The 15,420-nt window shown below is 37.2% G+C and carries 14 protein-coding genes; 9 read left to right on the top strand and 5 right to left on the bottom strand.

The window, feature by feature from the left end; all coding sequences use genetic code 11:
• Positions 1-280: 280 nt before the first annotated feature.
• The gene (locus KZZ04_RS05740) at positions 281-1,174 is read right to left on the bottom strand and encodes a cation diffusion facilitator family transporter (RefSeq protein WP_058404605.1); all 894 of its coding nucleotides are present in this window, start codon (positions 1,172-1,174) and stop codon (positions 281-283) included.
• A 217-nt stretch (positions 1,175-1,391) separates the two neighbouring features.
• Here KZZ04_RS05740 and KZZ04_RS05745 point away from each other — a divergent pair, with 217 nt between their 5' ends.
• The 3 genes from KZZ04_RS05745 to KZZ04_RS05755 all read left to right on the top strand — a co-directional run bounded on the left by KZZ04_RS05745 (position 1,392) and on the right by KZZ04_RS05755 (position 4,379).
• Positions 1,392-2,834 (top strand): diguanylate cyclase, encoded by a 1,443-nt coding sequence (locus KZZ04_RS05745; protein ID WP_219422100.1) that lies wholly within the window; start codon positions 1,392-1,394, stop codon positions 2,832-2,834.
• Between the two features lie 118 nt (positions 2,835-2,952).
• A complete protein-coding gene (locus tag KZZ04_RS05750) occupies positions 2,953-3,906 on the top strand; it encodes a slipin family protein (protein WP_058404603.1) in 954 nt (317 codons plus the stop codon).
• Positions 3,907-3,923: 17 nt separating this feature from the next.
• Positions 3,924-4,379 (top strand): NfeD family protein, encoded by a 456-nt coding sequence (locus tag KZZ04_RS05755; RefSeq protein ID WP_058404602.1) that lies wholly within the window; start codon positions 3,924-3,926, stop codon positions 4,377-4,379.
• A gap of 15 nt (positions 4,380-4,394) precedes the next feature.
• On the opposite strand, the gene KZZ04_RS05760 is transcribed toward KZZ04_RS05755, so the two are convergent.
• Positions 4,395-5,267, bottom strand: a complete 873-nt coding sequence (locus KZZ04_RS05760) for an SMP-30/gluconolactonase/LRE family protein (RefSeq protein ID WP_219422101.1) — start codon at positions 5,265-5,267, stop codon at positions 4,395-4,397.
• A 473-nt stretch (positions 5,268-5,740) separates the two neighbouring features.
• On the opposite strand from KZZ04_RS05760, the gene KZZ04_RS05765 reads away from it, so the two are divergent.
• From KZZ04_RS05765 to KZZ04_RS05775, 3 genes are all read left to right on the top strand, one after another.
• Positions 5,741-6,580: a patatin family protein gene (locus KZZ04_RS05765; protein WP_058404600.1), complete on the top strand. Its 840-nt coding sequence runs from the start codon at positions 5,741-5,743 to the stop codon at positions 6,578-6,580.
• 81 nt (positions 6,581-6,661) lie between these two features.
• The gene (locus KZZ04_RS05770) at positions 6,662-6,883 is read left to right on the top strand and encodes a hypothetical protein (RefSeq protein WP_058553029.1); all 222 of its coding nucleotides are present in this window, start codon (positions 6,662-6,664) and stop codon (positions 6,881-6,883) included.
• Between the two features lie 157 nt (positions 6,884-7,040).
• A complete protein-coding gene (locus tag KZZ04_RS05775) occupies positions 7,041-9,077 on the top strand; it encodes a GAF domain-containing hybrid sensor histidine kinase/response regulator (protein WP_058404598.1) in 2,037 nt (678 codons plus the stop codon).
• Between the two features lie 382 nt (positions 9,078-9,459).
• Here KZZ04_RS05775 and ahpF read toward each other — a convergent pair whose 3' ends face one another.
• Together ahpF and ahpC are read right to left on the bottom strand one after the other, a co-directional pair.
• A complete protein-coding gene (gene ahpF / locus KZZ04_RS05780) occupies positions 9,460-11,043 on the bottom strand; it encodes an alkyl hydroperoxide reductase subunit F (protein WP_219422102.1) in 1,584 nt (527 codons plus the stop codon).
• A 154-nt stretch (positions 11,044-11,197) separates the two neighbouring features.
• Positions 11,198-11,767 (bottom strand): alkyl hydroperoxide reductase subunit C, encoded by a 570-nt coding sequence (gene ahpC / locus KZZ04_RS05785; protein WP_058404596.1) that lies wholly within the window; start codon positions 11,765-11,767, stop codon positions 11,198-11,200.
• 263 nt (positions 11,768-12,030) lie between these two features.
• Here ahpC and KZZ04_RS05790 point away from each other — a divergent pair, with 263 nt between their 5' ends.
• The 3 genes from KZZ04_RS05790 to KZZ04_RS05800 all read left to right on the top strand — a co-directional run bounded on the left by KZZ04_RS05790 (position 12,031) and on the right by KZZ04_RS05800 (position 13,720).
• Positions 12,031-12,450 carry a DUF3429 domain-containing protein gene (locus KZZ04_RS05790; RefSeq protein ID WP_058404595.1) on the top strand — a complete coding sequence of 140 codons (420 nt, stop codon included), beginning with the start codon at positions 12,031-12,033 and terminating at the stop codon, positions 12,448-12,450.
• Between the two features lie 67 nt (positions 12,451-12,517).
• On the top strand, positions 12,518-12,901 hold the full coding sequence (locus KZZ04_RS05795; protein WP_058404594.1) for a hypothetical protein: 384 nt from the start codon (positions 12,518-12,520) through the stop codon (positions 12,899-12,901).
• Between the two features lie 6 nt (positions 12,902-12,907).
• Positions 12,908-13,720, top strand: coding sequence for a class I SAM-dependent methyltransferase (locus tag KZZ04_RS05800; RefSeq protein ID WP_219422103.1), 813 nt, complete (start codon positions 12,908-12,910; stop codon positions 13,718-13,720).
• On the opposite strand, the gene KZZ04_RS05805 is transcribed toward KZZ04_RS05800, so the two are convergent.
• Complete coding sequence (locus KZZ04_RS05805) at positions 13,717-15,321, bottom strand: GMC family oxidoreductase (RefSeq protein WP_219422104.1); 1,605 nt, start codon at positions 15,319-15,321, stop codon at positions 13,717-13,719. The genes KZZ04_RS05800 and KZZ04_RS05805 overlap by 4 nt on opposite strands.
• Positions 15,322-15,420: the final 99 nt, after the last annotated feature.

Below are 15,420 nucleotides of genomic sequence, written 5' to 3' on the forward strand. Positions count from 1 at the left end.
GTTAAAGCTAGGAGCGATTTAATCGCAGCGCGAGGTTTTATAACATCATGGGCTTGATAACTGCTCCTGCATCACTCTACTGAATTACATCCATATAAAAATAAGCCAATACCAAGCAACAAGCAGTAAATTGCTCTGAGGAAGCCCCTTCGGGGACATGTCTATTAGGCACCGATGCTGCGCTAAAGTTTATTTGAGAGAGTTACACACTTCATAGGCGTTACCTTGCCTAAATGCCATACAAAATACTAAAGATTGAACTTTGAAAGATTAATAAATCCTAGTGAATATGATGACACTCATGGCTTTCAATTTGCAGTACGCTACTGGTTACTTTAAACCTTTCAGCAAGCAGATTTTCCACCTTTAAGCGACATGCTTCATCGTGTTTTTCAATAGTACAATGCTTTTTAAGTACCACGTGAGCACCCACTACTAAGCCATCGTAGTTACGTGTTACAGTTACATTATGTACGTTATGCACGTGTTCCATACCTGTGATTTCGCTTTCAATATCAGTTACCTTAGGAAGTTTAGCTTTATTTAAACGTAAGCCTTTAATACAACTAATAATAACTTTAATACCCGTAAACAATACAAATGACGCAATGAGCATACTCGATAAAATATCGATAATTGCAAAGCCTGTTAAATATATTAATACACCAGCAACGAATGTAGATACTGTTGAAATTAAATCAAAAAATGAGTGTAAAAACACAGCGTATACATTAATGCTTGCTTTACGCCCCTTGTACAAAACCCAAGCAGCTGCACCATGAAACAAAAAGCCTAAACCAGCTATAACTGACATTAAATAACTATTAATTTCAAGCTCATTACCCTCGTGTTGATGAATAAAACGCTCACCACCTTCATATAAAATGACTAAACTAATCGCAAGGTATAATATACCATTAACAAGCCCCCCCACTAACTCAGCACGTTGATATCCATCGTTATATGTTTTTGCTAAATGAATTGCAAAACTTGATGCGATTAATGCTATAAAAAGCGAACTATTGTGAACAAATAAGTGCCCTGCATCCGCTAATACCGCTAATGAATTAGCGTAGTAAGCACCAATAACTTGTATAACCATAAATGAACATGTAATGGCAAGCGCAATAAGTAAGCGTCGGCGAGAAGCTTGATGTGTTGTGATTTCTGTCATGAAATACTTGAATTACCTATACTTAAAATGCAAATGAGCCATTTGAGGCTCACTGGAGAAAGGAGTAATGATATACAGTATCAATTATAATACGTCGTTCACTTAAACGCACTAAAAAGTTAGTAATATCAACAAAAGTGTACTAAAACATATTATATAAGAATAATAATAAACGAACGCAACCAAGCTTCGAACTAACAAGAGGTAATCATAAGCCTTGAATTCAATAAAAGACATATGGAGAACATTAAAGTGCCTCCCTTTTGCTGTTTTAGTACATGATTCAAAAACACGCAATTACAAAGCAAATAATCAAGCCTTAAAATTGTTTAAATTAGAACAGGGCGATGACCTGTGCGCAAACCATTTTGGCCACATTAAGCTTATAAGCCCATTAAGTAAAAAACCTTTATTACTGCAAAACCTGTTTGATGTTTACCTCATACCTAATGTGTTAAATAGCGTTGTACTTGAAATTAATGAAACAGCCTTTTTATTAAATATTAAATTTGCCTATATTAACGAGACCGTTTCAATGATTACTTTTGAAATAGAAAAACACAAAATCGATGAACAGTATAATTTTGATGTTGTTATATCGAATATATCTGCAGACCTCATTGATATTCAAAACGATAATGTAGATGGTCATATAAATTATGCACTTAAAGCAATTGGTACAGTATGCCATGCAGACCGTAGTTACCTTTTTAAATTTAACGACGAAAACTCTCAAATGAGTAATACGCATGAGTGGGTAAATAAAGGTATAGTGCCTTTTAAGGATTCGTTGCAAGATGTACCTAAAAGCGAACTACCTTATTTTTTTAAATTAATGAACGACACATACTTATTTAAAGTTAATGATGTTTCGGATCTACCAGCCTCTGCGGGAGGTGAAAAAAAAGAGTTTGAACTACAAAAAATTAAATCTGTATTGTGTATTGGCTTAAGCTACGAAAAAGAGCTGGTTGGTTTTATCGGTTGCGACTGCGTAGCTGAAAAACGTGAGTGGACGAACCTTGATTTAATACGAATTAAACTCGTTGGTGAAATACTCACTAATGCATTCAAAAATATAAACTACAAACAAAAGCTAGAACTAGCGCAGCAGCAACTCATTACCGCCAATCAAAAATTAAGCGAATTAGTAAACACTGACGGTTTAACAACAATTGCCAATCGTCGGTGTTTTGACAAAACCTTTGAAGATGAAATACAACGCTGCGTTCGTTATCAGCAACCCATTAGTTTAATTATTTGCGATATTGACTTTTTTAAAAAATACAATGATAGCTATGGTCATCTAAAAGGAGATGAGGCTTTAAAATACGTTGCAGAAACACTTCAAAATTTATGTAAACGCCCCGGCGACCTGGCAGCTCGATATGGCGGTGAAGAATTTGCAATTATTTTACCCTGCACAGACTCAGAGAATGCAAATTGTTTCTCTACCTTAATTCAAAATGACATAGCGCGACTAAACATTGAACATAATCAATCAGATGTAAGCAAACAGCTTACTTTAAGTATTGGTTTTTATAGTGTTATCCCTAATACTAAAACAATAGCTAAAGATATAATTTCAAAAGCCGATGCTGCTCTTTATCATGCCAAAGAATCAGGCCGAAATAAAATCTCAGAGTATTCTCATAAATAATATATGTTGCTTAGAATGTTGTTTTTGTAGGTAATTGCCCTGATGAGTGTTAATCTTAAACCGTTTAAAATTAAAACAATACACCATTTTATGACTAACTATTAAAAGGAATATTTAAATGGATCCAGTATCTCAAATACTCGATATCGTGTTTACCGTCGAGGCATTTTTACTCATATTTGTTATTGTGCTTCTAAAAAGCAGTGTTAAATTTGTCCCTCAAAATAGAGCTTGGCTAATTGAACGTTTTGGTAAATACCAATCAACCAAAGAAGCCGGACTAAACTTTATTATTCCGTTTATTGACAGAATTTCAGCTGATCGCAGTTTAAAAGAGCAAGCGCAAGATGTTCCATCTCAATCGGCTATAACCAAAGATAATATTTCATTAATTGTAGACGGCGTACTTTACTTTAGAGTACTCGATCCATATAAAGCAACCTATGGTGTTGACGATTACACATTTGCGGTTGTGCAACTGTCACAAACAACAATGCGTTCTGAGCTCGGTAAAATGGAGCTAGATAAAACGTTTGAAGAACGTGATTTACTTAATACCAATATAGTAGCTGCAATCAACCAAGCATCTGAGCCTTGGGGTATTCAAGTATTACGTTACGAAATTAAAGATATTGTGCCACCAAACTCTATTATGGAAGCTATGGAAGCACAAATGAAAGCTGAGCGAGTAAAACGTGCCCAAATTTTAGAGTCTGAAGGCGACCGCCAAGCAAACATAAATGTGGCCGAAGGTAAAAAGCAAGCACAAGTTCTTGCAGCAGAAGCCGATAAAGCTGAACAAATTTTACGTGCAGAAGGTGAAGCAACTGCAATTACAACCGTTGCAGAAGCACAAGCAAATGCCTTACTAAAAGTTGGTGAAGCTGCAGATACCGAACAAGGTCAAAAAGCAATTCAACTTGATTTAGCAACTAAAGCCATATCAGCTAAAGAAGCAATCGCACGCGAATCATCGGTTGTTTTACTACCTGATAACGCAACAGATGCAAGTTCAATGGTTGCTCAAGGTATGGCTATTATTAATAGCTTAAATAAACAAAACAAAAGCTAAGAATTAGAGAGGCTAGTATGGACTTTATTTTGCAAAACCTACCGCAAGCACTCATGGTACTGGGTATACTTGCTTTGATAGTGGAGGTAGCAGTGCTTGGTCTCTCTACTATTATTCTATTGTTTTTTGGCTTATCGCTGCTGATAACGGGTTTTTCAATGAGCATTGGTATTTTACCTGACTCATTAACAACAGCACTTTGGAGTAATACTGTGGTAACGGCTATTTTAGCCATTGGTTTGTGGAAACCACTAAAAAAAATGCAAAATCGTGTAGATACCAAACCCGTAACAAACGACTTTGCAGAGCTTACGTTTACTCTTGATGACGACGTTACCGATCAAGGGTTAACTACGTATAATTATTCAGGTATTAGTTGGAAATTAAAAAGTGAGCAGCTAATTAGTGCAGGCACTCGCGTATACGTTATAAAAAAAGATGTTGGCGTTATGTGGGTCAAACCCGTAGCCTAGTAATCTGTAAGCTAATTATAAAATAACGGGTGGCTCTAGCTGCCCGTTTTTTATTCCGGTTATTTGCAATGTCGTCCCTTGTACATTTTGTAAATCATTATTAGATTCGCACAGTGCTGAAGTTACAAATAGCAGCTCACCTTGTTTTCCACCAAATGCTGTACATGTAGGATTAAGGATGTTTACTTTTATTGTGTGGAGTAATTCGGCATCAGGCGATAAGCACATAACGCACCCCATTCCCCATACCGCTAGCCACAAGTTACCTTTACTGTCGATTACGCATCCATCTGGGTCTATGTCTGTATTACTAAATTGATAAAATACCTTTTCAGTACCAACAACTTCGCCTGTAATATCATCAAGGTCAAGCTGGTAGATACAGCTTGTAAAAGAGTCACAATAGTAACCACGTGAGCGGTTTTTATCAAAGCACAAACCATTTGGAATAGTTAAATCAGTAATAATGCACTCAAGCTTTTTATTGTAATAGCGGTATACTTTCCCCTGCCCTTTTTCGGCACTCTTATCCATGGTACTTAACCAAAAGCCACCCCACGGATCGGCTCTCCCATCGTTTGAGCGTCTATTAAGCTCATTACTTTCAAGTTCTATAATTAATTCAGTGAATTTACTGTTTATGTTATAGCGATAGATACCTAACTCAGTTCCTAAAATCAAATGTTCTGCATCATGCCAAGCTATAGCGGTCACTATAAAAGGCATTTCAACCGAGTATATTTTTTCTGGTTCATCGAATGAGCAACAAAATAACAGTTTTTTATTGATATCAACCCAAAAAAGCATATCAAGTATTGGATGCCAAAGAGGGCTTTCTCCAAGCTGGTTTTGTACTTTACTAAATAGGATTGTCTTAAAATCAGCCATACTAAAGCCTGTGACCTTTCAGAATTAAAATTTTGTATAAATGGGCATTTTTAAGGCAACAAACTAAATTGCCTAAATAGCAACTTTTTGGTAATCCCTATAGATAACATCGATTTAGTAAAAAATATATAGCACTTCCTCAAACTGCTGCTTTTGATCACAGCAACATCGTTTTAAGTAGCCGCATAGAAAGAACTCGTATACCAATTCACACTAAGACTCAATTAAACGAATTAGTATTAAATATTCTTTCCTATTAACATAAACTTGCACAACAAAGGTTATCACTGTTTAGATGTACAAATATTCATAAATATCACTAAACTAGTGTGTAAATAAATTAATATATGAACTATTAACCTGTGTAAGACACTCAACCATTAGTAAAATAACGTATTGATTATATGAATTTTTTACTCGCTCTACTCAAACTTAATTGCTAGCATAAAAACAGATTAAAAGGAGTTATAATTATGGCCAAAAATATAAAACATGCGCTTGTAGTCGAAGGCGGCGCAATGCGCGGTATATTTGCGGCGGGCGTGCTTGATGAATTTTTAACGCAAAGTTATCAACCCTTTGATTGTTATTTTGGAGTGTCAGCAGGGGCAACAAATGTCGCCGCGTTTTTATGTAATCAACCTATGCGAAACCACAAAGTAATAACCGATTATTCTTGCAGGCCTGAGTTTATTAATCTAGCAAGATTTGTTAAAGGCGGGCATTTGTTTGACCTCGATTGGCTATGGGAGCAAACAATTCGTGATATTCCCTTGCAAACAGAAGTCTTTGAACAAAACCCACAATCATTTTACATTGTTACCACGGCAGTCGATTCAGGCAAAGCCCTCTACTTAGAAGCAACAAGCAATAGCATGGTTGAGCAGCTAAAAGCATCCTGTGCTATTCCCATTGCATATCGTGATTATCCAATACTCAATAAAATACAAATGACCGATGGGGGTGTTTCAGACTCTATACCTGTGATTAAAGCATACGAAATGGGAGCACGCGAAATAACCGTTATACTGTCTCGCTCGCTTGGTTATCGTAAAAAATTAACAAAAGCACCTTGGCTAACAAAAAAAATATATAAAGGCTACCCTGCATTAATTAATGCAACTTTAAACAGAGCCGAAGTTTATAATAAAAGTATCGACTTCATATTAAGCCCGCCCAGTGATTGCAAAATTAATATTATTGCACCACCAAAACAATTTAAGGTAGGCAGAACAACTAAATCGTTTGATGTTTTAAATAATGGCTATAACATAGGTTTAGAAGAAGCCCGTACTTATTTATTGTCATGTTAAGCTATAGAAATAATTAAAGAAAAAACATTAGCTGCCGATAGTAACCTTGATTTGTTAATTGTATTTGGTTAGGAGAAATTGATGAGTGAAAAAATGAACGAAGATGCCCTTCATGCTCTTAAAATAGCATTTACGTATATGCCAAAAGCTATTGAAGTAACTAAATACGAATACGGTGAACGTTATCAAACAGTACTGAGTCATATTGAAGCGGTAAGAGAAACACTGCTTATAAACGATGTTGACCCAGAAGAAGTTGATGGCGATATTAACCCTGAATACACACCTAACTCAACTTATTAAATAACTAATATTTTTTTAATTATGGTTTATATAAAAAGCGTCTTAATATTATTTAGTTTGTGAGCAATAAATCATCACTGTTTCAATTTTGTTCTATCTGTATTAGCTGCTAGTTAAAATTGAGTTTGAAAAATTATTTCTAAAGGATCTTTTTCTATTGAATTTTCTTAGGCAATTTCACGACATAGTCTCTGACCAAAATTTGGCTTTTGATGATAAAACGCAAAAATTATTAAATTTTGGGCTTAAAGTCTTTGGCCTCGATTTAGCTATTATCAGTGAAGTACAAGAACGTATTTACACTGTTCTATATGCAGTGACTCCTGACAACGGGCTTGCCATCGGCACACAATTTAATTTAAATGATACCTACTGCGTTCATACGCTCAATGCAGGCTCCGCACTTGCGTTTCATAATGTATCGCAAAGCGAAATAGCCGATCACCCATGCTTTACTAATTTTCAGCTAGAGTCTTACATTGGTGCTCCAATTAAAGTTGGAAACGAGGTTTTTGGCACAGTTAACTTTTCCTCAGCCAATCAATCTCCGGTATTTACCGATCAGGCCTATGACTATATAGAGTTATTTGCGCAGTGGTTAGGCGCTGAGTTTGCCAGAAACCAAACTAAAGACCGCCTAACAAAAAACAGTAATAGCCTATTAAAACTAGAAAGCGTCGCAAATATTGGCACATGGGAAGTTGATATTGCTCACAATAAAATTTATTGGAGCAAACAAACCAAGCTTATTCACGAAGTTGATGAAAACTATCAACCAATGATGGAAACAGCAATCAACTTCTACAAAGAAGGATCTAGCCGAGAAAATATTACTAAAGCAGTAGAATTAGCCGTTGGAAAAGGCGAAAAATGGAATTTAGAACTAGAAATTGTTACCGCAAATAATAACAACATCTGGGTTTCTACATTCGGTGAAGCTGAATTTGAAGGCGACACCTGCGTAAGGCTATTTGGTACATTTCAAGATATTACTGAGTCGATGAGATTACGCGAAGAGCTTAAAAGTAAAAAAGCAGAGGCTGAACGCTTACTTTTTGACAGAAGCATGCTTTTTGCAAAAATAAGCCATGAACTCAGAACACCGCTTAATGGTATCACAGGCATGCTCACCAACTTGATAGATGAGCATGACCCAGAAAATAGAACAGAAAAAATCAAAGTTGCGCTACGCAGCTCAGATATATTATTGAATATTATTAATGAGGTTCTTGATTTTTCAAAAATTAATCATGGTGAGCTTAAATTAGAACCGAATAATGTTTTATTAAAAACTGTTTTTACTGACCTTGTATCACTTTATACCCCTTTATTTACTGAAAAGCGTGTTGCACTTGAAGTAAAAAATGAAATTAATGACGATTGCTGGGCCTTTTTCGACAACACACGCCTAAGTCAAATCACCTCTAATTTACTCAGCAACGCATTAAAGTTTACAGAACAAGGTATTGTAAAGCTGGACACGTTTTTAACCAATACTGACGGTGATTTGTCACTCACTATTACCGTAACCGACTCAGGCAGAGGAATGACTCCTGAATTTCTAAAGTCGCTATTTTCGCCATTTACGCAAGAAGTCGATTCTAAAAATACTAAAGGTGGCACTGGCCTAGGCCTAGCAATTGTAAAAGAGCTTGTGCAATACATGGGCGGTCAAATTGAAGTCAGTAGCGAAATTAATAAAGGCTCTACATTTTCAGTTTATATTCCAATAACCCGAGGCGAGGAGCAAATACTTGAAGACAAACCCCTCGCTAATATTAATATTGATACAAATGAGTTATCTGTACTTGTTGTTGATGATAACGACATCAATAGATTAGTGCTTAACGCATCCTTAAATAAGCTTGATATAAACCCCGACTTTGCTGTGGACGGGCAAGACGCTGTTTTAAAATGTAAGCAAAAGCCGTATGACCTTATTTTCATGGATTGTATCATGCCTATTTTGGACGGGTTTGAGGCCACTAAACAGTTAAGAGAGCAAAATATTTGCCCTACTAATAAGACCTATATTGTTGCTTTAACCGCTAATACATCGTCTCAAGACAAACTTGCGTGTAAACAAGCGGGTATGGATTTATTTATATCAAAGCCATTTAAAATGTATTCGTTAGAATCAGCCATAGCATCAGCAATAAAAACTGTTAAACCAAATTTAAGCTTAATTAGATAATTAATTAAAAAATAGGTAAAAGGAGATAACAATTAAGCTAATAGCTCGAACGCTATTAATTACTATTTTTAGTATTGCTTTTTTTGCCGGTTACTCATCAGATGATTGGCAATCAGTCATGGTTGTGTTGATTATCAGCTGCTTTTTACTATTGCTCAGTTTCATAACTTCAAAGTCAAATAGCGGCACAACAGGCTACAGTGGCGGCGCAAGTTACTCTAATAATAGTTGCAGCGGCTCAGATTCTAGCTGTGGTGGCGATCAGCCTATTTTTTAAAAAGGTTATTTGCATCATAAAAAAGCCGCCTTTGGAGAGGGCGGCTTGGGTTAACAAACAGCTTTGGGTGTACCTTGCTGTTATATCAAGAGAGGGTTTTACAGTTTAAGCAGCTGTTTTGTCTTGCTCGCTTTCTTCGCTGTTGCGAATTAAGTAATCAAAAGCACCTAAACTTGCTGTTGCGCCGCTGCCCATCGCAATAATAATTTGTTTAAATGGGGTATTTGTTGCATCACCTGCGCCATAAACACCTGGTAATGACGTAGCACCTTTTGCATCAATTAATATTTCACCAAATTTACTTAGCTCTAAGTCACTAATTTTTAACCACTCAGTGTTAGGGATTAAGCCTATTTGAACAAAAATACCCGCTAAAGTAAGTGCCTTACTATCACCTGTTACTCGGTCTGTGTAAGTAAGTCCTGTCACCTTTTTACCATCGCCAAGTACTTCTGTAGTTTGGGCGTTTTTAATAATAGTAATATTATTTAAGCTGTTTGCTTTGCGAATAAGTACTTCATCGGCACGTAATGAATCTGCAAACTCAAGTACTGTTACATGCTCAACAATGTTTGCTAAATCGATTGCGGCTTCAATACCAGAGTTACCACCACCAATTACAGCTACGGGCTTGCCTTTAAATAAAGGACCGTCACAATGCGGGCAGTATGCTACACCGTGTCCGCGGTACTCTTGCTCACCGGGAACGTTCATTTCGCGCCAGCGTGCACCGGTTGCTAAAACTAGCGATTTAGCTTTTAAAGTAGCCCCGTTTTCAAGCGTGATTTCGTACTTGTTATTAACGCGTTCAAGCCCTGCTGCACGTTGGTTATGCATTACGTCAACATCGTACTCTTTCACATGCTCTTCAAGCTGTGCAACAAGCTTAGGGCCTTCAGTGGCTTTAACCGAAATAAAGTTTTCAATAGCTAATGTGTCAGCAACTTGCCCACCAAATCGCTCTGCAACAATACCGGTATTTAGCCCTTTACGTGCAGAATAAATAGCAGCTGATGCACCGGCAGGTCCGCCACCTACTACTAATACGTCAAATTCGTCTTTTTCGCTAAGTGCCGCAGCTTGGCGTGCTGCACCTTTACTATCTACTTTGTTTAATATGTCAGTTAGGCTTAATGCACCTTGGCTAAATGGTTCGCCATTTAAATAAACAGCCGGTACTGCTAAAATGTTGCGCTCTTCTACTTCCTCTTGAAATAGTGCGCCGTCAATCATTGTTGCTTTAATTTTGCTATTAGTCGCAGCCATTGTGTTTAGCGCCTGCACTACTTGTGGGCACGTTTGGCAACTCAAGCTAATATAGATTTCAAAATTAAGTTCTTGATCAAGTGATTGTATTTGTTCAATGTCTTCGCTTTTTGCTTTACTTGCATGTCCGCCAGTATGTAAAAGCGCCAACACTAAACTTGTAAATTCGTGTCCCATCGGTACGCCTGCAAACGTAATGTGGGTGTTTTTAACCGGTGAATGTACAACCATAGACGGGCGTCGTGCGCTGGTATCAGGGTTGGTAACTACCGTAAACTTATCGCTTAATGATGCTAAGTCGTTTGCTAAGCTTTCAACTTCTGCTGATTTTTTGCTGTCATCCAAGGCAATAAGCAGCTCAACAGGTTGAGTAAGCGATTCAAAATGGCTTTTTAATTGATTTTTAATGTTGTTATCTAACATGGCTTAACCCTTTTTAGGAAAATTTAAACAGCAAGCCTCCCATGCCAATAAACGCATGTGCTTAATTATCAAATTGAGATAGGAGGCACCAATAAACGAATATTTATTGGTTTAAGGGCAGTTGCCTGCCCTTATAGTAGGGATAAATCTATACTTAGATTTTACCAACTAGGTCTAGTGAAGGAGCAAGTGTGTCTTCACCTGGCTGCCAAGATGCAGGACAAACTTCACCGTCGTGAGTTGCAATGTATTGTGCAGCTTGTACTTTACGTACTAACTCTTTAGCGCTACGACCAATACCTAAATCGTGAGTTTCGATTACTTTGATTTCGCCCTCAGGGTTCATTACAAAAGTACCACGAAGTGCTAGACCTTCTTCTTCAATCATTACACCGAAGCTACGAGTAATACGGCCAGTTGGGTCGCCAATCATTGGGTAAGTAATTTTACCGATTGTGTCTGACGTATCGTGCCATGCTTTATGAGTGAAATGAGTATCAGTTGATACTGAGTAAACTTCTACGCCCATTTCTTGAAGCTGTGCGTAGTAATCTGCAAGGTCGCCTAGCTCTGTAGGACATACAAATGTGAAATCTGCTGGGTAAAAGAAGAAGATTGACCACTTACCAAGTACATCTTTTTCAGATACTTCTACAAAATCACCATTGTGGTATGCAGTTGCGTTGAAAGGTTGAATTTTTGTGTTGATTAATGAAGTGCTCATAGTATTCCTCATTTGTATTTAATGTATTAATTTAAGTTACCAAGCAAGGCTAGATTTGTTGGCTAACCTTGCTGGCTTGATTAATACAATAAGCCTATTGATAAACTAAATAAAATTGATTGTTTAGATTAAAACAATCGATTTTTAAGATGAAACTAAATTATAGATAGATTCGTATTTAATTTATTGCAACATATCGGTTTGCACACGCAAGGCTGATACAATTGCCTCGCTTACTATTAAAATATTCAGGGCACACTGTTATGAACAAGTTTATCAATCACATTCAATTAGGCTACCTTGGCCTAATTCCGTTTTTAGCCTGTTTAGCTTGGCCGCTAATGCTCGGTAGTAACAGTGTAAACTTAGAGTTTTTTACCTTTTATAGCATTGCTATACTTGCCTTTATGGCTGGTAACCTTTGGCATGCTGGGATGCAAAGCTATGCAGATGCAATAAAAGCGGTACTACCTGTTATTCCAGTACCATTTTTAGCATTTTTACCTATTGAATGGGTTTTAGGATGGTTATCGCTGAGTTTTTGGCTGGTTTTACTTTTTGAAAAATCTACACCACAATGGCAAACCTACCATAAAGACTATCAAAAAATGCGCTTTGTGCTCACGTCGGTCGTGTTTGTGTGCCACATATTTATTATTGGTATGAGTATTTACCCAAAATAGCAGCTATTACCTTAAATATTGCGCGGTAATAATGTACCATCCGCGCACAGCTATTTGAGGACTCACCATGATTGACCAATTACGCCAGCAGCTTAACGAACTTGGCGAAAATTACGTAGAAAAAAATGCCGCTTTTAAAATAAAGGTCATTCCATTTTTTTGCGCTATTAGCATAAAAAAAGATCACAAAAATGAAAATCGCCTCAACTTTTATTCAAACCAACTTATTGAGATATTTTTAGTTGTGTTACTCATATTATTTGGCGTAACGCTATATAAAGCAGAGGGCGGATTTACAGACGGCCCATTGCACTTTTCGTTTGCAATTGTGATCACCTTTAACCTACTTATTAAACAAATAGCCATCGAAGGCCTAAAAACAAGACTTGCCTTTGAACGTTTAAATGCGGCAAATAAACAAGCTCAAAACGTTCATAAGCAAGACACTTAGCACAGTATGTATTTAAACTCTAATTGGCGAATACTTACCGTTGGCGATGGCGACTTATCGTTTTCTCATGCAATTTACGAGCACGTAAAACCAAACACGTTGGTAGCCTCAACTTACGATAGCGCGCAAACCTTAAAACAAAAGTACCCTGATAACGCTTTAAATAAATTGCGTGAATGCAGTGTTGAGGTTCTTAATAGCTTTGATGTGACAAACAAAGCGTGTTGGCAAGCGTTAAAAAGTTATAATCAACGCTTTGACGTTGTTATTTTTCAGTTTCCACTTATTCCTGCATTTGTAGGTAAAAAGGAATATGAAGCTAATACTCGTCAATCAAGTATGAATGTTTTAAATAGAGCCTTATTACATCAATTTATTAAATACGCCACTGAGTTTGCACTAAACCCAAATGGCCCAATGCTGTGCTTTATTACCTCTAAAGATGTAAAACCTTATCGTGAATGGAACATAGAAGGCAGTTTAAACGAACGTTTAAGCAGCAAGTACTGCGGCCAAATGCCATTTGATATATCACGTTTTTCGGGTTATAAAATTCGTAATGTTGACCGCGACAAACATGTTAAAGACACCAGCGGGATCACCTATGTATTTAGCCTAAAAAGTAGCTGTATAGAGCCACAATTAGCCAAACAATTAATTAAGCCAAGCTACTTATCACCAAAACATTGCCCCCTTTGCCGAGTAGGGCCTTTTATAGCTGACGAAGACCAAATCAAACATTTTAAAGCTAAAAAGCACCTGCAAATGTTACGCCTAGAGTCTGATTGGCAGCATTGGCTAAACACTTTTTATAGCTAACTATTGGCTGCCTTTATTAAGTCAGCCGCTTTTTCTGCAATCGCTATAACGGGTGCATTAGTGTTACCTGTTACAATTGTGGGCATTATTGACGCGTCAACAACGCGTAAATTATTAACGCCATGCACTTTCAATGTGCTATCGACAACCGACATAGCATCATTACCCATTTTACACGTCCCAACGGGATGATATTCTGTATCAGCCGTTTGGCGAATAAATTCTATTAGCTGCTGATCATTATTTATATCCAGTGGGTAAACCATATCGGCACGAATTTCATCAAAGGCAGGGCTATTCATTATTGCGAGTGTTTTTTTCAAACCTAACAACATTATGTTTAAGTCATCCGGATGGCTCAAATAATTAGGATCAATAAGCGGTGCTGCGTGTGGGTCATTGTTTGCAAGCTTAATAGTCCCTCTACTTTTAGGTCGCATAATACTGCTATGAATACTGTACCCATGGCCATAATGTAACTTGCGGCTATGATCGTCTACCAAACCAATTACAAATTCGAGTTGAACATCGGGCGCAGGTGAATCTTTAAATAACTTAATAAACGCATGAGACTCCGCAAAGTTACTTGTTAAACACCCGTTTCGATTACTAAACCAATCTACAACCCCTTTGGCAACTTTAAGGGCACCTTTTGGGCTAATACCAAAGGTGCCCGCGCTATTATTAGCTTTAAAAAGTGGAACAACTGTAAGGTGGTCTTGTAAGTTTTGGCCGACTCCCTCTAACGCAACCTTTACATCAATGTTATGTAATTTTAAGTGGTCTGTTGGGCCAACTCCCGAAAGCATTAATACCTGAGGCGAATTAATTGCGCCCGCACTTAAAATCACCTCTTTTTTAGCTGTTAACTCTATTTGCTTTTTATTCTGCTCTATTTGCACCCCTTGCGCGGTTTTATTTTTTATCTTTATTTTATTAACATGGCAATGTGTGAGTACTGTTAAATTATGCCTATTTAAATTAGGTGTTAAATACGCTTTTGCGGCACTACAGCGTTCTCCATTATACTGCGTAACCTGCGACAAACGTGCGCCACTTTGCTCTTCTGCGTTAATATCATTGCTTAATGATACTCCTTGTTCTACACAGGCATTTAAAAAATATTGATTAACAAAACTTGGCGCATTGAGGTCTTGCACATGAAGCGGCCCATCATCACCATGCAATGGGTGATTATTAAATGCTTTGTTGTTTTCAGCTTTTATAAAGTAAGGCAGCATATTTTTAAAACCCCAACCCGTGTTGCCCAAACTCTCCCATTGGTCGTAGTCGTATTTATTACCACGAATGTAAACCATAGCATTGATTGAACTTGAGCCACCCAGTACTTTGCCTCTTGGTACAAAACCACACCGATTATTAAGTGCTTTTTGAGGTACCGTATTGTAATGCCAACTGTTAATACCATAAGGAACGCTCGCAGCAATTCCAGCTGGCATTTGAACAAAAGCGCTTTTATCGCTCCCGCCGGATTCAATTAAACATACACTCACATTTTTATCTTCAGATAAACGCGAAGCAATAACACACCCAGCACTACCCGCTCCTATTACGATGTAATCAAATGATGTGTTTTGCATATGAGTCCTTAATTAAAAATAATACCTTATGGTCTGTTGATCTTTGTGGATTAAAATTTGTTGAAACTAGAAGCTATTTAATCGCGGCGCGAGGTGTTT

This window comes from Pseudoalteromonas sp. CR1 (assembly GCF_019392235.1).
Taxonomy (GTDB): domain Bacteria; phylum Pseudomonadota; class Gammaproteobacteria; order Enterobacterales; family Alteromonadaceae; genus Pseudoalteromonas.

Coding starts and splice junctions, on each gene's coding strand:
- KZZ04_RS05740 (WP_058404605.1), bottom strand. CDS start 1,174: ATGACAGAAATCACAACACATCAAGCTTCTCGCCGACGCTTACTTATT.
- KZZ04_RS05750 (WP_058404603.1), top strand. CDS start 2,953: ATGGATCCAGTATCTCAAATACTCGATATCGTGTTTACCGTCGAGGCA.
- KZZ04_RS05755 (WP_058404602.1), top strand. CDS start 3,924: ATGGACTTTATTTTGCAAAACCTACCGCAAGCACTCATGGTACTGGGT.
- KZZ04_RS05760 (WP_219422101.1), bottom strand. CDS start 5,267: ATGGCTGATTTTAAGACAATCCTATTTAGTAAAGTACAAAACCAGCTT.
- KZZ04_RS05765 (WP_058404600.1), top strand. CDS start 5,741: ATGGCCAAAAATATAAAACATGCGCTTGTAGTCGAAGGCGGCGCAATG.
- KZZ04_RS05770 (WP_058553029.1), top strand. CDS start 6,662: ATGAGTGAAAAAATGAACGAAGATGCCCTTCATGCTCTTAAAATAGCA.
- ahpF (WP_219422102.1), bottom strand. CDS start 11,043: ATGTTAGATAACAACATTAAAAATCAATTAAAAAGCCATTTTGAATCG.
- ahpC (WP_058404596.1), bottom strand. CDS start 11,767: ATGAGCACTTCATTAATCAACACAAAAATTCAACCTTTCAACGCAACT.
- KZZ04_RS05790 (WP_058404595.1), top strand. CDS start 12,031: ATGAACAAGTTTATCAATCACATTCAATTAGGCTACCTTGGCCTAATT.
- KZZ04_RS05795 (WP_058404594.1), top strand. CDS start 12,518: ATGATTGACCAATTACGCCAGCAGCTTAACGAACTTGGCGAAAATTAC.
- KZZ04_RS05800 (WP_219422103.1), top strand. CDS start 12,908: ATGTATTTAAACTCTAATTGGCGAATACTTACCGTTGGCGATGGCGAC.
- KZZ04_RS05805 (WP_219422104.1), bottom strand. CDS start 15,321: ATGCAAAACACATCATTTGATTACATCGTAATAGGAGCGGGTAGTGCT.